This window comes from Bacteroidia bacterium (genome assembly GCA_041391665.1).
Classification (GTDB): domain Bacteria; phylum Bacteroidota; class Bacteroidia; order J057; family J057; genus JAGQVA01.
In genome coordinates, this window is sequence record JAWKNO010000001.1 from 356,368 (window position 1) to 373,353 (window position 16,986).

General features: G+C 46.1%; 8 protein-coding genes. 1 reads left to right on the forward strand and 7 read right to left on the reverse strand.

The annotated features are described in order from the left end of the window. The 7 genes from R3D00_01450 to R3D00_01480 form a co-directional block, all read right to left on the reverse strand. Positions 1 to 441 (reverse strand): hypothetical protein, encoded by a 441-nt coding sequence (locus tag R3D00_01450; protein ID MEZ4771815.1) that lies wholly within the window; start codon positions 439 to 441, stop codon positions 1 to 3. Between the two features lie 17 nt (positions 442 to 458). Next, entirely contained in the window at positions 459 to 1,217 is a 759-nt protein-coding gene (locus R3D00_01455) for a ParA family protein (protein ID MEZ4771816.1), read from the reverse strand. Positions 1,218 to 1,336: 119 nt separating this feature from the next. Then, entirely contained in the window at positions 1,337 to 4,546 is a 3,210-nt protein-coding gene (locus tag R3D00_01460) for a tetratricopeptide repeat protein (protein ID MEZ4771817.1), read from the reverse strand. A gap of 183 nt (positions 4,547 to 4,729) precedes the next feature. After that, positions 4,730 to 5,428 (reverse strand): response regulator transcription factor, encoded by a 699-nt coding sequence (locus tag R3D00_01465; GenBank protein MEZ4771818.1) that lies wholly within the window; start codon positions 5,426 to 5,428, stop codon positions 4,730 to 4,732. Then, the gene (locus R3D00_01470) at positions 5,425 to 7,044 is read right to left on the reverse strand and encodes a HAMP domain-containing sensor histidine kinase (GenBank protein ID MEZ4771819.1); all 1,620 of its coding nucleotides are present in this window, start codon (positions 7,042 to 7,044) and stop codon (positions 5,425 to 5,427) included. The genes R3D00_01465 and R3D00_01470 overlap by 4 nt, the downstream gene beginning before the upstream one ends. 200 nt (positions 7,045 to 7,244) lie before the next feature. Continuing rightward, positions 7,245 to 8,672, reverse strand: a complete 1,428-nt coding sequence (locus R3D00_01475) for an aminotransferase class V-fold PLP-dependent enzyme (protein ID MEZ4771820.1) — start codon at positions 8,670 to 8,672, stop codon at positions 7,245 to 7,247. Positions 8,673 to 8,753: 81 nt separating this feature from the next. Next, positions 8,754 to 13,301 carry an ATP-binding protein gene (locus R3D00_01480; protein ID MEZ4771821.1) on the reverse strand — a complete coding sequence of 1,516 codons (4,548 nt, stop codon included), beginning with the start codon at positions 13,299 to 13,301 and terminating at the stop codon, positions 8,754 to 8,756. 181 nt (positions 13,302 to 13,482) lie between these two features. Between R3D00_01480 and R3D00_01485 the strand changes: the two genes are divergently transcribed. Continuing rightward, positions 13,483 to 16,965 (forward strand): tetratricopeptide repeat protein, encoded by a 3,483-nt coding sequence (locus R3D00_01485; protein MEZ4771822.1) that lies wholly within the window; start codon positions 13,483 to 13,485, stop codon positions 16,963 to 16,965. Positions 16,966 to 16,986 lie beyond the last annotated feature (21 nt).

Below are 16,986 nucleotides of genomic sequence, written 5' to 3' on the forward strand. Positions count from 1 at the left end.
TTATTTCTCCTCCAATTCAATATACTTTTTCAGGGCGATATTGATCACGTCCTTGATGCGAATGCCTTTGGCTATGGCTATAACGCGTGCGCGTTCGAGCACTTCGTGAGTGATCATGGTGCTGAAGGGGCTTTCAACTACGGGCATTTCCATCTGGTCGGCATTAGGTTTGCGGGTCCATTTGGGGGCGACAGGGATGACTTCGTCAAAAGCGTTACTATCGAGCGCTTCTTCGATAGTATCGAGAAAACTTTTCCTTTTACCGGAAGAGCTGCTTTTGGGTGAGGAGTTTTTCTTCTTTGGGGTGGAAATATTCTCCTCAAGACTTCCCAGAAACTGTTTTTTGCGGCGTGGCGAAGACTGACGTTTTTGTGGGATCAAATCCACAAGCACATCCTCTTCATAGGCATCACCTAACCGATCCAAAAAATTCTTCGCCATTATTTAGTTTCTATCAATTATACGGCAACTTCAGTCTTTAGTCTGTTTTCCACTTCATAAGCCAGGTTGAGGTAGTCCTCGGCACCGTTGCAGTTTGCATCGTATTGGAAAATATGTTTCCCCATGCTCTGGCATTCGGCGAGGGCGACATTTCCGCGGATCATGGTATCAAATATGGCTTCGCCGTATTGGTTTTTTGCATGTTCGAGTACATCACGGTGGAGGACTTTTCGGTTGTCGTATTGAGTAGCCACGATACCGAGGAGGTCGAGTTGATTGTTCATTCGGGTTTTGACTGTGCGCAGGATTTTGATAAAATCGGTCATACCCTGAAGCGCGAGAAACTCGGGCTGGAGGGCGATGATGACAAAATCACTGGCAGTCAGCGCCGAGATGGTAAGCGCACCCAACGAAGGCGGGCAGTCAATAAGGATAAAATCGTAAGAGTCTTTTATCGATACCAGACTTTCCTGGAGGATAAATTCTTTTCCGACTTCCATATTTTTCTCAAACCCGGCAAGGTGAACGGAGGACGGCACGATATCGATATCTTCGAGGCTTTGGATCATTTTTTTGATATCATCCTGGAAAGCCAGTACCTGATAGATGGTTTGATCCTGTTTTTTGAGCCCAAGCGAAAACGTCGCATTTGCCTGCGGGTCCATATCAATGACCAGCACCTTATTACCGGTTCGGGCCAAAGCGGCAGCAAGATTTACGGTGGTAGTGGTTTTCCCTACCCCTCCTTTATGATTTGCGATTGCAATTACACTCATTCAGTTTACCCTATGATCAGTCTCTGTGCTTACCAAAATTAGCGAAAGCGGGAGAGAATAAAAAATGCTTACCTGCGATTGATTGTTTTTTTATTGGATAATAGACACGCCTCCCCGCTTCAATTCGACGTCAGCTCCCGTAGCCGCTGCTGATAGGAAGTACTTTCAGGGTCAATACTGATGGCTTGCCGTAGGTCTGCTTCTGCTTTTTCGGGATTGCCCATTTTCATATGAATGTCGGCTCTGATTGCATAGACTTTCGCATCGTGCGGATTGAGCTCAAGCACTTTGTCGTAATCCGACAGGGCTTTGTCGTAGCGTTTTCTATCGTAGTACATTTCTGCGCGGTCTCTGTACGCACTTCCATAGCCGGGGTTAATGGCGATCGCTTTGGCAAAATCTGAAAGGGCATTGTCGGGCTGATTGAGCTCGCCATATAGTTTTCCTCTGAAATAGTACCCTGTCGCATCGAGGGGGTTGCGGCGAATCACTTCCTGAAAATCAGCAAGTGCTTCCGGATTTTTCCTCACGTACTGATATGCTTTCCCCCTGTAAATATAGCCGTTGACATCATCGGGGTTGAGTTTGATCAGCATGGTATAATCATCAATGGCTTTGTAGAACATCCGCTGGCGGTCAAACAGATAAGCCCTGCTGTTGTAATAGGCAATATTTCGTGGATCAAGCTGGATCGCATTGGAGTAGTCCGCAGTGGCTTTGGAGAATGCGCCAGTTTTTTCATAGAGGATTCCGCGTTTGTGGAAAGCCCCCGCGTCTTTGGGGTAGGCGATGACAATGGCAGAATAGATGGCAATCGCTTCTTTGATTTTTCCCTCTTTCTCGTACTGGTAAGCGCGGTTGCTCATGGAAGACAGACTTTCTGTTTTTTCCTCAGCCGCAACCGGGTTATTGATAATCTGAATATTGCCTTTGGCAAGTTCCGGCTCATTGCGCGGTATTTCAAATTCTGGTTTCTCTATAGAAAGTACGGTTGGGACAGATTCAGGTGAATCGGTTGTTTCTCCTGCAGCGATAAGCTCACTATTAATTTCTGCCTGGTCAAAGTAAAACCCGCCATCCACTTCATCATCCAACAGGATTTTCCGGTTGTAATGCGCTTTGAGATGTTTGGGGTTGATACGGATTGCTTCTGCGTAGTCGGCCAGTGCCTGATCATTTTGATGGAGGCGCTGAAAAAGCCGTCCCCGGCTGTGATAGGCATTCGCATCCTGCGAATTGGCGGCTATCGCCTGATTGTACTGGTTGAGTACATCGTCATACATACTCAGTCCGTGATAACATTTGGCCATCATATGATTGATCAGCCCATACTCCGCCGTACCATTGCCGCTGATCTGCTGAAGATAGCCCAGCGATACCTGATAGTTTTCATTTTGCAGATATATGCTTCCAAGTACCCAGTAAACCATATCATCCACACTTCCTGACAATATGCCTTCCTGCAATTCATATATATCGCTGAATGCTTGTTTGCCAAGATCACCGGGGTGAAAAGACAAGTCATCCTGGCTATTGCTGAGCGCCACATAATGTATATGAATCCGGTTGGAATCTTCCTCAAATTTGGGATAATTGCCCCATATCACGAGGTCAGCATTATAAACCTCACCCATACTGCGGGCTTCTTCCGAATTGCCCGGGCATGCCGCTTCGTCAATAAAGACAGCTTTTATATTTAACTCATTGCTTTCTTCCAGCGTATTGAGGCGATCTCTTACGGCTATTTCATCATAAGCATCTTCTGCCTTACAGCCGGGATACGGCTTAAAGGGCAGAATGAGGACATTGTAATTTTCGACAGACTGGAAGGCATTCAGGTAAGTAATCTCCTTATTTTTGCTGTTAAAGGAAATGAGGTTGAATATAAAAAAGATGCCTGTCAGTGCACCTATTGCGCCAGCACTGATTCCTGCGTAATTTCTCCAGTTGGGAAAGCGGATTTTAGCTGTAGGTCTGGTCGAACGGTTTTCGGTATTATAAGTCCGGTCATAGTCATACGAATGGGAACGATTCTCCTCGGCATATTCATAAACGGGCTCGGCCTCAGGCATTTGTTCCTGTTTTTTTTCAGGTTCCGGCTGTGGAGTTTCCTGATGGTATAATTGCAATTCTTTGCCGGTGGTTGAGACTTGGGTTTCTTCGGGTGAAATAACCTCTTCCCGGATAGGTGTTTCTTCTTCCTCAATCAGGGAGGATTCAATAGCAGATTTTCCCCGCTTCCATATCTTTGCGAGTTCTGAGATCGCACCAGTTTCTGCAAATCGAACCTGCGCAAAATTATCCGAATCTGCCCCAAAACCTCCCGGACGTGCCTGGAAAAATAAAGGTGTCGGAATGATCAATGCATCCTCGGATTCGAGTTCGACAGAAGAGGACGCCTCTATTAGCGCTTCCGCATCCATCAGGTCAAAGAAACTTTTGTCTTCTACGGTTTCTTCGCTGGCAACCAGTTCTGCTTCCTCTGGTACAAATGGCGTTTCTTCCACCAATTCTATTTCCTGCTCATCCTGCGGCTCGTACTCTTGCTCCTCCTGCTGTTTGTACGCTTGTTCGTATTTTGTGTCCGCGATTTCATCAATAACTTCAGGTTCTTCGGGAATATTTTCAATTACTTCTGCCGGATCAACGATTTGCCAGGACAGTGCGGAGCTATTGGCGGAAAGATAGTAGAGTCCCCAGGCGAAGGGTGCATGGGGATCTTCTTTCTCTTTGGTTTCCCAATATTCGTAAGGATCGCTGGCAATGACCTGAAGTGTGAATTTTTCTTCTTCGGCTTCAATTGCACATTCAAAAGCGGTCTGAAGGGGGTTTCCCTGAATGAGGCGGTGATAGAATTTTTGGATAAAAGAAACCGCTGACGGATTCTCTCCGATATAGTTAAGGCCGATAACCGCAGGGGCTCCGGCAAATAAAAGCTTTTCGACAAGGTCGCTGGTTGCCCCTCCGTCAATGATGATCAGTTTCAGATCTTTGAGGTGGTCGAGAAACAAATTATCCAGGTCCAGCTCTTTTCTTTTCCCTGCGAGGGCATTAAAGTGAAGTGGGGTTTCACCTGAAGGTTCGGAAGCTATATGGATCACGGATAAATGTGGGTACTGCAACTCCGCTGACAAAACCTCAAAGGCATAAGGCAGACCATCCTTTCCTTCTCTTTGCAGATCAAGAACAGGGTCGCATGACTGTGTTACAAAACGGTCAAAAGTTTCGGCGAGATTTTCATGGAGGGATTTTAATACTTTAATCCCTTTATTTTTCTTAGACTCGTGGGCAAAAGCAAGGTAAACGACAGGTCGGTTTACAAATGACATGAACCTAATTCAGAGATGAGAGTAATGGTATCTGAAATGTAGGTAAATATCCGGCGAATGGGAGTAAAAGAAGCCTAAAATGCTAATACTTATGCAAGAGCGGATGGATATTCAGTTTGAACCAACCATTCGCAGAATGCAAACTTATAGGTAATCGCAAAATGCAATACCGTAAAAAGACAATCACGAGGGTTCAATAGTCAGGCGAAATCCTTTGCCATGTACATTCTCGATCTTGATTGAAGGATCGTCTTTAAAGCGTTTGCGAAGTTTGCTGATGAATACATCCATGCTTCTGGCGTTAAAATAATTGTCATCTCCCCAAAGTGCATTGAGCGCTTCGTCGCGGGAAAGCAGGTCGTTTTGACGCAGCAGCAACATCCGGAGGAGGTCGGCTTCTTTGGGAGAAAGGCGCAGCTTTTCGTCGTTGTGGGATATCGTATGAAGCCGGTGGTTGAATGAAAACTGGCCAAAGGTGAATGTGTCAGTATCCTCTTCCCTGGATGCAGGGGTTGTGCCTTCGGTTCTTTTGAGTACAGCTTTTACCCGAAAAAGCAATTCCTCCGAATCAAAGGGTTTGGTGATGTAATCATCACCGCCAATCTCAAATCCTTTATGTACATCTTCCCGCATGGAGCGGGCCGTCAGGAAAATAATCGGGATATCCGAATTGATCTCTCTGATCTTGCGGGCAAGCGTAAATCCGTCCATTCGGGGCATCATGACATCAAGGATACAGAGGCGGAAAGAATGACTGTGAAAAGTTTGTAATCCGGTCTCTCCATCCGGGCAAAGTGTTACCTCATAACCGTTCATTTGAAGGTAGTCACGCAATACTGCGCCAAAATTTGCTTCGTCTTCAACTAATAAAATGGGGGTCATAACTTAACATTTTTACCTGAAATCTCCGATGAAAGCGGGATCGAAATCTGAAACGTACTGCCTTTGCCAAGGGCCGATTCCACCGAAACATTTCCACCGTGAACTTCTGCAATTTCTTTTACATAACTCAATCCCAGCCCAAAGCCTTTCACTTCGTGCAGGTCGCCGGTAGATACTCTGTAAAAACGGGTGAATATTCGTTGCTGATCCGCTTTGGCTATCCCTTTCCCTTTATCTTTCACGCGGATCAACAGGCGGTTTCCCTGATTTTTTGTTGTTACAGTGATCATGGGCGATTCCGGGCTGTACTTGACGGCATTGTCCAGAAGATTGTAAATAACATTTGCAATATGGACTTTATCTGCCATAATGGAATAGTTTTGCGCCAATAAATTGGTGTATATTTTTCCTTCCCGGCTTTGAATCTGCAAACGTATATTGTTGACTGCCTGTAAAATGGTCTCATGAATATCCATTTGTTCCGGTTTGATCTGAATTTCTCCCCGGTCAAATCGCGCTGCCTGCAATACCCGTTCGACCTGCCGGTTCATTCGCTGGTTTTCTTCTTTGATAATGCTGATATACCGGTCTGCCATTGTGGTATTGTTCCTGACCATCGGGTTGTTGAGCGAATCAGCTGCAAGCGAAATGGTTGCAATGGGTGTCTTCAACTCGTGCGTCATATTGTTGATAAAATCGTTTTTCATCTCCGACAATTTTTTTTGTCTGAAAATGGTCACCAGGGTCATGGCAAAGCTGAAAAGCATGATTCCGCTAAAAATCAGCGAGGCTGCCAATTGAAACCATACGGTCTTTAAGGTATAAATGCCCCGGTTGGGAAAAACGACATATAAAAAATTCTGCTCTCCCATCCGGGAGTAGGGGAAAAGTAAAACTTTATGACGGGATTGTAAAAACGTTTCCGGGTCAGTCTCTTTTTGTTTAAAAAGAAACTTCGAATCGGCTGTTGTGCCTCCAACCTGAAACTTGAAATTCTGATAAATTCCTTCATCCTGAAGGGTCTGCTTCAAGATTGTATCCAGTTGCACAGAGTCTATTCTTTCGGCAATATTCAGATGAAAGGTATTGAGCCCTTCGAGCGTTTGGCTCATCAGTTCGACTACTTTCCTGGGGCCGCGCATTTCGAGTTTCAGGTCTTTGATCGAGCCTTCTTTTCCGTCAGAATAAAATACATAGGATTGTTCGCCATTTTGAATAAAGGCAGAGTCGCCGCCGGTAACGTAGGTTTCCTGTTCGGTGATAATGGCCACGCTGTCCCTGATCCGTACCCGGCGTGGCTGTGTGGCCGTAAGATAATCGGTATCGCCTTTGAGGTTGGGCAATACACTTTGCCCTGGTTTTTTTACAGAAAGAGAATCTGTACCAATATCAGAATAGCCTACATCCATGGCCCGTGAAACACTGATATACTTGGTTTTGATTTCTTCGCTATACAGAATGTCGACCAGCCGGCTAAGTGCGTCATTCACACTTACCTGAAAGCTGTCCTCACTGATGCGTATGGCTTTTCGGATCTGATAGACCTGCAGCCCCACAATTCCGAGAAGTGCGAGGGCCATTAAGCCAATAATGATATGGATGCGGTAGTTTTGCACAATTCAAAGATAATATACGCATTTCAACCCCACGAAGTATTAACGTTTCCTTAACACACTTTAACGGAGTGTTAACCACCGGGATTAGTTTTGGTAGTTATCTTTGTAAAGAACCTTAATAAAAGTAGTAGTAGTTACAATTTTCCATAGTTACAGTTGATAAAGCAAGCCGGCGTACCTTCATACGCCGGTACTTTTTTTTAGTCCCGGGCAGACTTATCTGTAAAACTTCTGACAAAATTGATAAAGGTGTCTATATCTGCAAAGTTGGAAATCAGTCCGATGGAAATCCGTACCGCGCCACGCATTTTCCCTATAGCCGCAATCATATCGTAATAGTTTCCGGTTTCATGGCTGTGGAAATAATTTGCCAGCTCCTGCGAACTAAGACAATTATTGACTTCGTCTATACCTGGATTGCAGAAGCATCCGGTGCGTATCGATATATCGAGGGAATTTGCCTTATTCTCCACATCTTCAAATGGGTAGGCTATCCCATCTGCATCGAAAAAATTCATGATAATGGTTCCTCCTCGCTGTTTCAGGTCTTTCGGTCCGAAAATTTGTACTACAGGATTTCCGTTACTGTGCCTGATCTTAGGAAGCTCTTCGAGCAGCCAGCCAGTCAGACTGAGGACTCTTTTTTTGATTGTCTCGATGCCGATGGAATCAATGTATTCAAGCCCGATTTTAATGGCTGGAATATCGAGATAGTTGATGGTTCCGTCCTCAAATTTGGCGTGGCTGTTGTCGAGAAAATGATTGTCTGCAATCACCGATGCGAGGGTTACAGTTCCTCCGGCAAACCATGGTTTTTGAAGCTTGGGCCAGGCTTCTTTTCTCACCAGCAGGCATCCAAGGCCGGTGGGATATCCAAATATTTTGTAAAAGGAAGCTGATACAAAATCGGGCTTATAAACAGAAAGATCCAGTCGGTCAGAGGGCACAAAAGCTGCTGCGTCGAGTAGTACATCCCAGCCATTCATATGTGCGTACTCGATCCAGTCGAGAAGATATTTTACACCTGAGACATTGGACTGGGCGGGGAATGCAAATAGTTTGTTTTTTTTCCCGGGAAATGCCCCCAGTTTTTCAAATACTTCTTCCTCATTGACCCGGAGGTCATTGATATTAAGGCCGCAATAGGTAAGGCCGGCGCCTTTGTGTTTGGCAAATTCCCGGATTCCGTTGACAGAGTTGTGGTTGTCAAAAGTAAGCAGGAAATGGGCATTGGAATCAAAGGGATATGATTCGCCGACAATTTTGAGTGCACCGGAGGCATTCGCGGTAAATATGCAAATGTAATCCTCTTCAGCCCTGAAATATTTTAGTACATATTCTCTTGCCTCCTCAACCAGCCTGGTAGCCAGCATAGAGGTGGGGTTGGAAGAATGTGGATTTCCGAAAATATGATCCTTCAACAGTTTGTGGTGTTTTTCTATCTGGCGGAGCGCATAGAGATTGCCGCCGGTAAAATCGAGATACACCTGTTCCTGCTCGTCGAGCCTGCTGTAATCAGTTTGTCGCAGTTCGTCAAGAATAGCCGTATCCTCAAATTGCGGATAGTGGGAAATGAATCGTTCGTAGTTTGCAGAGCCAGTTTTTGATGTATGTTGAATCCCGATCATGTATGTAATTACCTTATATTCTTATAACGTACAAAAAATGTGCAAAGAGGTGTTTTTCCTGAGAAATAACGGAGGAGTTGGTTATTTTCCTTCCATTTCTACAATCCCCTTCCAGGACTTCGGTATGCCTTCCCGCTGCAACTGCTGTACCTGACTCAGAAAGTAGCTCGCCGGCCCATCTTCCGGATATCGGCTCAGTACCGCAGAGAATGCCTTCATGGCAGTGCTGATATCTCCGTTCAGGTAGGCATTTAACCCTGTGTCAAAATCTTCAAGTGTAGCCTGTTTTAGCATAAGTACAGCCGAATCATCGCCATCCATACATTCGTAAATGCCTATGGCGTCTTCTTTTCCCTTTAGTCGTGCCAGTCCGAGATAGCGGAAGTGATACGGTAATCCGGATGGAAGATTCCGGTAGCTGATTTCGCTGAGGAGGATATTGGCACCGTAGTACTTGGTGAGTCCTTCAACCCTCGCGGCGGTATTGACGGTATCGGCGATGACAGCGGTTTCGGTTCTCTGCCGGTCTCCGATAATGCCCATGACCAAAGGCCCCATGTGCATACCCATTCCGACCCGGAGGGGTTGGCGTTTCTGCGCTACGCGTTGTTGGTTGTATTCGAGTAAGGCCTTCTGCATATCGATCGCAGCCTGCAGGGCGTTGGCAGGACTTTGCTGGAAAATGGCCATAATTCCGTCGCCCAGATATTGGTTGACAAACCCGCCATTCTGATAAATAAGGGGCCCCATGCGCTGGGCATAGGCATTGACAAACCGGAAATTTTCATCGGGGGTCATCTGCTCCGCCAAGGTGGTATAACTTCGGATATCGGAAAAGAAGACGGTAACCTCGCGGTCAATATGATCGCCGAGTTTAACCTCTGTAATGGTTTTATACCCGAGGGTTTGGATAAATTCATTGGGGACAAACCTTCCGGAAGCGCGGTTAATCTGTCCCAGATTGAGATGGGTGTGGAGTCTGGCGAGGAACTCATCCTTGCTGAAGGGTTTGGCGAGGTAGTCGTTGGCGCCGGTTTCGAGTCCCTGTACGAGGTCTGCGACCTGATTTTTGGCGGTAATCATGATGATGGGTAGCTCGGAAGGCAAATAAGTTTCGCGAATTTTTCGTGCGACCTCATATCCCGACATGCGGGGCATCATGACATCGAGGAGAATAATGTCGAAAGGTTTTGTGGAATGGGCGAGTAGATTGAGGGCTTCCTGCCCGTTCATAGCGGTGTGAATTTCAAAGCGGTCTCCGCGGAGGTGATTGCGCAATACCTGATGGTTGATGGGTTCGTCATCGACAATGAGCAATTGGACGCGATCTTCATTCAGGGGTTGAGCGAGGGTGGGAAAACCCGGGCGATTGTGTGTGGCAAATTCTGGTACCAATGGCGTAATCTGCGGTGCGGTTGAAGCCTGTACCTTCTCGGCAGAGATGGGCAGGGTAAAGAAGAAAGTGGCTCCGTTTCCGGGTTGGGATTCAACCCGAATTTGTCCGCCATGTCGTTGCACGAGCTGCCGGGTGATGCTTAGTCCGAGTCCGGTACCGCTATACTGTCGGGAAATGGATCCATCGCCCTGCTCAAAAGCATCAAAAATGATTTCCTGTTTTTCGGTAGGGATCCCAATACCGGTATCGGAGACGGCGATTTCCAGCATATTGTCTTTCTGCTTGGCAGATAGTTGTACAGCCCCGGATTCGGTAAACTTGATGGCATTTCCGACGAGGTTGTGCAGGATCTGTGTCAACCGGTCTTCATCGGCAAAAGCGGCAGGCAGGTCCGTAGGGATTTCGTTTCGCAGAATGATATTTCTTCCCTGAGTGAGGGGGAAGGAAACCTGAAGTACAACATCAGCCAGAGAGCGAAGGTGGATGGGTCGCTGGCGGAGAATCAGGTCGGCATTTCGGAGTCGGGAGAAATCGAGGAGATCGTTGACCAAAGAAGCCAGGCGTTTGCCGGATGCGATAATCATGCCCAGATTTTGTCGATCCTCATCGTCTTTTTCCCTTTCGAGCAGTCCTTCACTCAGGCCGATGATCCCATTGAGCGGGGTGCGCAATTCGTGTGAGGTATTGGCGAGAAACTGGTCTTTCAGGCGGTCGATTTGTTCGAGGCGCTCATTTATTTCCCGCTGTTTTTCTAATTCTTTTTCCTTCTCTGTGGTTCGTAATCGAATAATCCATCCAATCAACATTGCGCCAGCCAATATAAGAATGGCAGAAAACCACCAGCTAAAATACCATGGAGGAGAAACCCGGAACGTAAATCTTGCCGGTTGCCCGCTCCATTGTCCATCAATCGAGCCTGCTTCTACTTCAAAAGAAAATTCCCGGGACAGCAAAAATGCGGGCAGGTTGGTATAACGGAGGCTGGTCTCCTGGGTAGGGGGAGACCACTCGCTATTATATCCCAGAAGACGGGTTCTGTATTGAAGGTTATTTTCCCAGAAATAAGCCAGGGCGGAATAGTCAAAGCGAATTTCCTGAAGGCCATCCTCGTAAGAAGTTTGCTTTATACTCGTAAATACAACTTTTGGAAGAGGCGGCCTGGCCTGATCCATGTCCGGGCGATATAGCGCAAGCCCTTTACTTGTACCATATAAAAATGTTCCTGATTTACTGATCTGAAAAGCATGGGGGCCCCATATTCCATTTTCGAGGAGGCCGTCAATGGTATTTGCATACTGAGCAATTTTTCCCGAATCCGGATCAACAGCGAGTAATCCTTCTGTGGTGGCCATCCAAATCAGCCCAGATTTCGGATCCAGTCTCAATCGCTGTAAGTTTTTGTACTTTTCAGGTATGTTGATTCTTTTCTCCGGGTTTTTCCCGGAGTAATCGTAAACCCACAGGCCATGTTCGCAGGTAATCCAAAGTTTTCCCTGATGAGACAAAAGAGAGCTTATAGATTTTACGGTATCCTTTCCATCGTGAACAATGACATGTCTGAAGCAGTCTGGATCAGAAGCAGCAAAGGCAAATTCTAGTCCGCGTTTCTGAACTGGAGACCCCGTATTTCGAAGGTTTTGCAGCCAGGAGGCACTTATCGGCTGTGTGCTGCGAAACAGGCCTCCGTTTACACAGCCCGCATACAGATAATTTTGGTCATCCAGTTCTGCAATCCTGAAGCCGGTGCCAGTTAGTCCATTCTTTGGACCAAAGCCGAGAATATAATCCTCTGTAAGAAGTGCTACTCCCTGTTGGTCAATTAAGGCCAGTATTTCAGGTTCTTTGGGGGAAGAAGGTTGAAGTGGAAGGATACCGAGGACAAATCCTATTTCAAAATTGTACAATAATCCCGGTTGCCCCATCCAGTTTAGCGGTTGTCCTTTGCCAAAAACTGCAGGGAGCGGACGTGAGACCGGAGCCAGACAGCTTACGCCAGCCTGCTCACCGATCCACAGGCGGTTTTTATTGTCGATGCCCAACGAAATACAGAGATTTGCCATCAGTCCCTCTTCCTTTGTCAGAAGCCCTGCGCGTTTACCCTGAGAAGAGATTGCTGCCAGCCCGTTTGTAGTAGCCACAAGGGTAAATGTATCCTCAACACCTCCCTGTGCCCATGGCCAGTCTGCCTGCAAAGCGATGGCTCCGGCAGAAGGAAGTACGCCGGGCGTATTACCCACAGAAATATCAGAAAAACTTTCAAACGCATCAAAATCTGAGGAAATTCTAGCCATTCCGGTAATCGTTCCGATCCATAGATTTCCTTCTGCGTCTTCTTCCAAAGAAAAAACAAATGGAGAAGGCAATCCCTGCTGGTCGTTGATCAGGGTAAACCGGGGGAACTGAACCGGATTGAATCTGGCTACCCCTTCGCTTCCGGCAATCCATATATTCCCGTCGCGGGTTCGTAAAATCGCCTTTGTTTTGCCCTGTTTAAATACAGAAACCCATGGCCCGGGGGTTGAGTCTCCGGTTTTCCATATGGCTACAGAACCATCTTCCGTGACTATCCAGAGATTCCCGGAAGAATCCTCGCAGAGGAGTTTGATGTCAGGAGAATATACGGATGTCTCAGATTTTGTCTTAATGGGAACGCTGTCCCATTTACTTATATCATCACCTTTGAATACCCACAGATTCCCCTCACGGGAATAGGCCCATACACTACCATCATTTCTTTGTGCCAGAGTTGTAACCGATGTTTTTTCATTCTCCTTATTAGGAATGATTTCCATTTTGACAGAATCGACCCCAATAAATGAGAATCGGACCATTTCTATGGTTTCGTTATGAACAGGAATCCACAACCTATCTTTATTGTCCCTCAGTATCTTCGTTTCCGGATCTGATTCGCCTTTAGGAAGAAAAACAGATCCAATATGATCAGTAAATGTGATACTATCTCCCGGTGCAAAATCTTTTAATGGTTGTGTGGATACTGCAATACCTTTTTTGCCTAATGCCCATAATCTGCCCAGCGGATCTTCACAAACCGAGCTCACAACCCCGCAAATTCTTTCAGCATCGGGGATTATCTGCAATTCTATCCCATTAAACCTTGTGAGCCCATGATTATAAAAATATACCCAGAGATATCCCTGCTGATCCTGATAGATGTCAGTAACTGCCGGCCCGGGAAGCGGTATCCGTACATCGTCGGGCTTGAATACCCGCATGGGAATCTGGGATTGTGCGTACAACAGACTGGTTCCTGTTAAAAGAAATAACAGACTAATCAAGAAGAAACACCTTGGGTTTGCCATGCAGGAAGTATTAAGACATTTATAAATTTACCAGTAAATTATGATTTTTTGTATTTTACAGTTGTATTATGGTTATAAATAATTAGCCCAAACTATGCTTGCCCCATTATTAAAGTTTTACGTGCGATTTTTTATAGTTATTGGCATGTTTTTCATTGCCGGAAGAATGGTTGCCCAGGTAAATAAAGACTCCCTCCGGGCCGCATGGTACAACGAAAGCCTGTCCGACAGCAGCCGGCTTCAGGCAATTATGGCACTCTCGGCAATGGGCTATCTGAGATACCAGCCCGACAGTGCATTCTATTATGGCGGAGAGTGGTTTGAATTTGCCAAAGAGAAAGACTTGACCCGGGAAATGGCTGTCGCACTTACCCTTCAGGCAACTGCAAAGCAAATGATGGGGCAATACCCGGAAGCCATTGAGTACTTTAGAAAAAGCCTGCCTTATTTTGAGGCAATTACGGTTGAAGTGAGGTATGCCATGGCGCTTGGGTCTATAGGCCTTTTGTATTGGGAGCTGGGCGATTTTGAGAATGCGTTGGCGTATGATCAAAAGGCATTGGAAGTAAATGTCAGACTGGGCGATCGCAACGGAGAAGCCCGGGCGCTGAATAATATCGGACTTGTGTATGAAGATCAGGGGAATTACCCCAATGCACTGGATTATTACTTCCGGAGCATTAAAATTTTTGAAGAACTGGAGGAACACGGGTATCTGGGAAACTGCCTGCATAATGTAGGCAATATTTATAATTCACTTGGCAATGATTCCTCCGCGATTGAATACCATACCCGAAGTCTGAAAGAACGTGAGATTGTGGATGACAAAGAAGGCATTGCCTATTCACTTGAGGCTATTGGCGTGATTTATTTCAACAAGAAAGACTATGTCCGCGCCATGGATTATGAGCAGCAAAGCCTGAAAATCAGAGAAGAAATCAATCATGAAAAAGGAATTGCCATGTCCCTGAAGCAGATCGGCCAGATTCACGCTGCGGAAGGAAGGGAAAAGGAAGCACTGGAATTGTTTTCAGAAAGCATGAAACTCTTCGAAAAAATAGGTAACAAAGAAGGTGTTGCACAGGCATTGAATCATATAGGGGAGCTGTATATTAAAAATAACAACTTCAGGCAGGCCGAAAAATATCTTCAGCAATCGCTTGAGATCAGCCGGGAAACAGGACTGATTCAGAGCATTAAAGATAATGGCGAAGCCCTATACGAAGTCTATAAAAAGCAGGGAAGGTATGCGGAGGCGCTGGCTATGTATGAACTGTTTGTGGATATGAGCGATAGTATCCGGAATGAAGACAATGTTCAGGCACTGTTCCAGCAGCAGATGAAGTATGACTACGACAAAAAAGCCCTTTCCGATAGCCTGAATTTTGTCCAGGAAAAAGCCAGCACCGAGATGGCTTACCGCAGTAAACTCAACCAACGCAACTATTTACTTTTTGGCGGACTGGCACTGGCTGTATTTGGTTTCCTTTTATTTCGCTACCGGCAGCAACTTCGGGCCCGGCAAAGACTTGAGCAGATCGACCAGATGAAAGATCAGTTTCTGGCCAATACCTCGCACGAGTTGCGTACTCCCCTCAACGGGATTATCGGTATAACAGAAAGCATACTCGATCAGACCGAAGACGAAGAATGGAAGTACAACCTGGAATTAGTCGTTACTTCCGGAAAAAGACTCGCTTCTCTGGTCAATGATCTGCTGGATTTTTCCAGAATCAGAAATGCTGATATTATTCTGCAGCAGAAACCAGTGGATTTATATTCGTTGGTAACTGTGATTTGCCGTATATCCTCTTCTCTTTTACAGGAAAAGGAGGTTGAACTAAAAAACCAGGTATCACCAGAGCTAAGACCCGTTTTTGCCGATGAAAACCGCGTAACTCAGATCCTGCATAACCTGATCGGCAATGCCATTAAGTTTACCGAAAACGGCTATGTTACTGTAAATGCAACAGAAATAAACGGAATGATTCAGGTGTCGGTAATAGATACAGGTATTGGTATTGCAGGAGACAAACTTGAATCTGTGTTTGAAGCCTTTTCTCAGGCAGATGGATCAATCAGCCGCAGCTTTGGGGGTACAGGGCTGGGACTGAGTATTTCTAAAGCACTGGTGGAGCGTCATGGCGGGAAAATGTGGGTAGAGTCCCGGTTGGGAAAAGGTTCGACTTTTTATTTTACACTTCCTGTTTCCGACAATCAGGCATCAGTACAACCTGTCAGCAACAGTTCGTCCAGTCTTACTCCTTTGATGCCGCAGGCAATTCCGCGATTAAGTAAGACTCCCGCCAAAATTCGGGAAGTTTCTTCGGCAGAGAAAATTCGCATACTGATTGTAGATGATGAGCCTATCAATCATCAGGTGATAAAAAACCATTTGCGTGACAACCATTATGAGGTGATTTCTGCGATGAATGGGCCGGAGGCGATGGAAATTTTGGAAAAAGATGTACAGTTTGATCTTGTGTTGCTGGATGTTATGATGCCGCGTATGTCGGGCTATCAGGTGTGTGAGGCAATCAGGGCAAAACAATTACCCAGCGAACTGCCAGTCATCATGGTGACGGCCAAAAACCAGGTACAGGATCTTGTCGAAGGACTGAGCACAGGAGCGAATGATTATCTGGCGAAACCTTTCAGCAAGGATGAATTCCTTGCGCGACTCAATACCCATCTGGGGCTGCGCCAGATCAATCAGGCAACCAGCCGGTTTGTTCCTGTGGAATTTATCCGGACCTTGGGCAGAAATGCAATCACCGAAGTTCTTTTGGGCGACAACATTGCGAAAGAAGTGACCGTTTTCTTTTCAGACATTAGAGGATATACGACTCTTGCAGAGCAGATGACACCAGATGAAAACTTCCAGTTTGTCAATGCCTACGCCCGGAGAATGGGACCTGTTATTCAGAAAAATCAGGGATTTGTAAACCAATATCTGGGAGACGGAATCATGGCACTGTTTCAGCGAAGCCCATCGGATGCGGTAAGTGCTTCGGTTCAGATGCAGGTAGTGATCCGGGAGTACAATATCCAGCGAATAAAACAGGGGAGGGCACCTATCAGTGTGGGAATGGGTATGCATACAGGGCCACTGGTTATGGGTATCATTGGCGATCATCAGCGCTCTAATACAGCAATTATCGCCGACACTGTAAATACGGCTGCGAGGCTGGAAGGCCTCACGAAGTACTTTAAGGCAAATATTATTCTCAGTGATATTGTCTTTAAGACCCTTTCGCAGAAAATGAAGTCCCACTGCCGGTATCTTGGCCAGGTTCAGCTTAAAGGCAAGGTGGAACCCGTGGGGATTTACGAATGCGTCGATGGAGAACCAGATCCAGTCAGAGACCGCAAACTCGAAACGCTACCGGTGTTTGAGGCAGGTATGAAAGCCTATCTTTCCGGAAATTTTGCAGAGGCAGCGACCAACTTCGATCAGGTTTTGGCAAAAAGTACTTCAGATTTGACCGCAGGGTATTTCCTCCAAAAGGCAAAAACATTTTTAATCGAAGGTGCCCCCGAAGGCTGGACTGGAGTAGAGACGATGGCGGAGAAGTAGCAGGAAAATGAGGGTAATTAT

Excerpts from the sequence above, each read along its gene's own strand:
- R3D00_01455 (MEZ4771816.1), bottom strand. The coding sequence starts at position 1,217 with ATGAGTGTAATTGCAATCGCAAATCATAAAGGAGGGGTAGGGAAAACC.
- R3D00_01475 (MEZ4771820.1), bottom strand. The coding sequence starts at position 8,672 with ATGATCGGGATTCAACATACATCAAAAACTGGCTCTGCAAACTACGAA.
- R3D00_01465 (MEZ4771818.1), bottom strand. The coding sequence starts at position 5,428 with ATGACCCCCATTTTATTAGTTGAAGACGAAGCAAATTTTGGCGCAGTA.
- R3D00_01485 (MEZ4771822.1), top strand. The coding sequence starts at position 13,483 with ATGCTTGCCCCATTATTAAAGTTTTACGTGCGATTTTTTATAGTTATT.
- R3D00_01480 (MEZ4771821.1), bottom strand. The coding sequence starts at position 13,301 with ATGCGGGTATTCAAGCCCGACGATGTACGGATACCGCTTCCCGGGCCG.
- R3D00_01450 (MEZ4771815.1), bottom strand. The coding sequence starts at position 441 with ATGGCGAAGAATTTTTTGGATCGGTTAGGTGATGCCTATGAAGAGGAT.
- R3D00_01460 (MEZ4771817.1), bottom strand. The coding sequence starts at position 4,546 with ATGTCATTTGTAAACCGACCTGTCGTTTACCTTGCTTTTGCCCACGAG.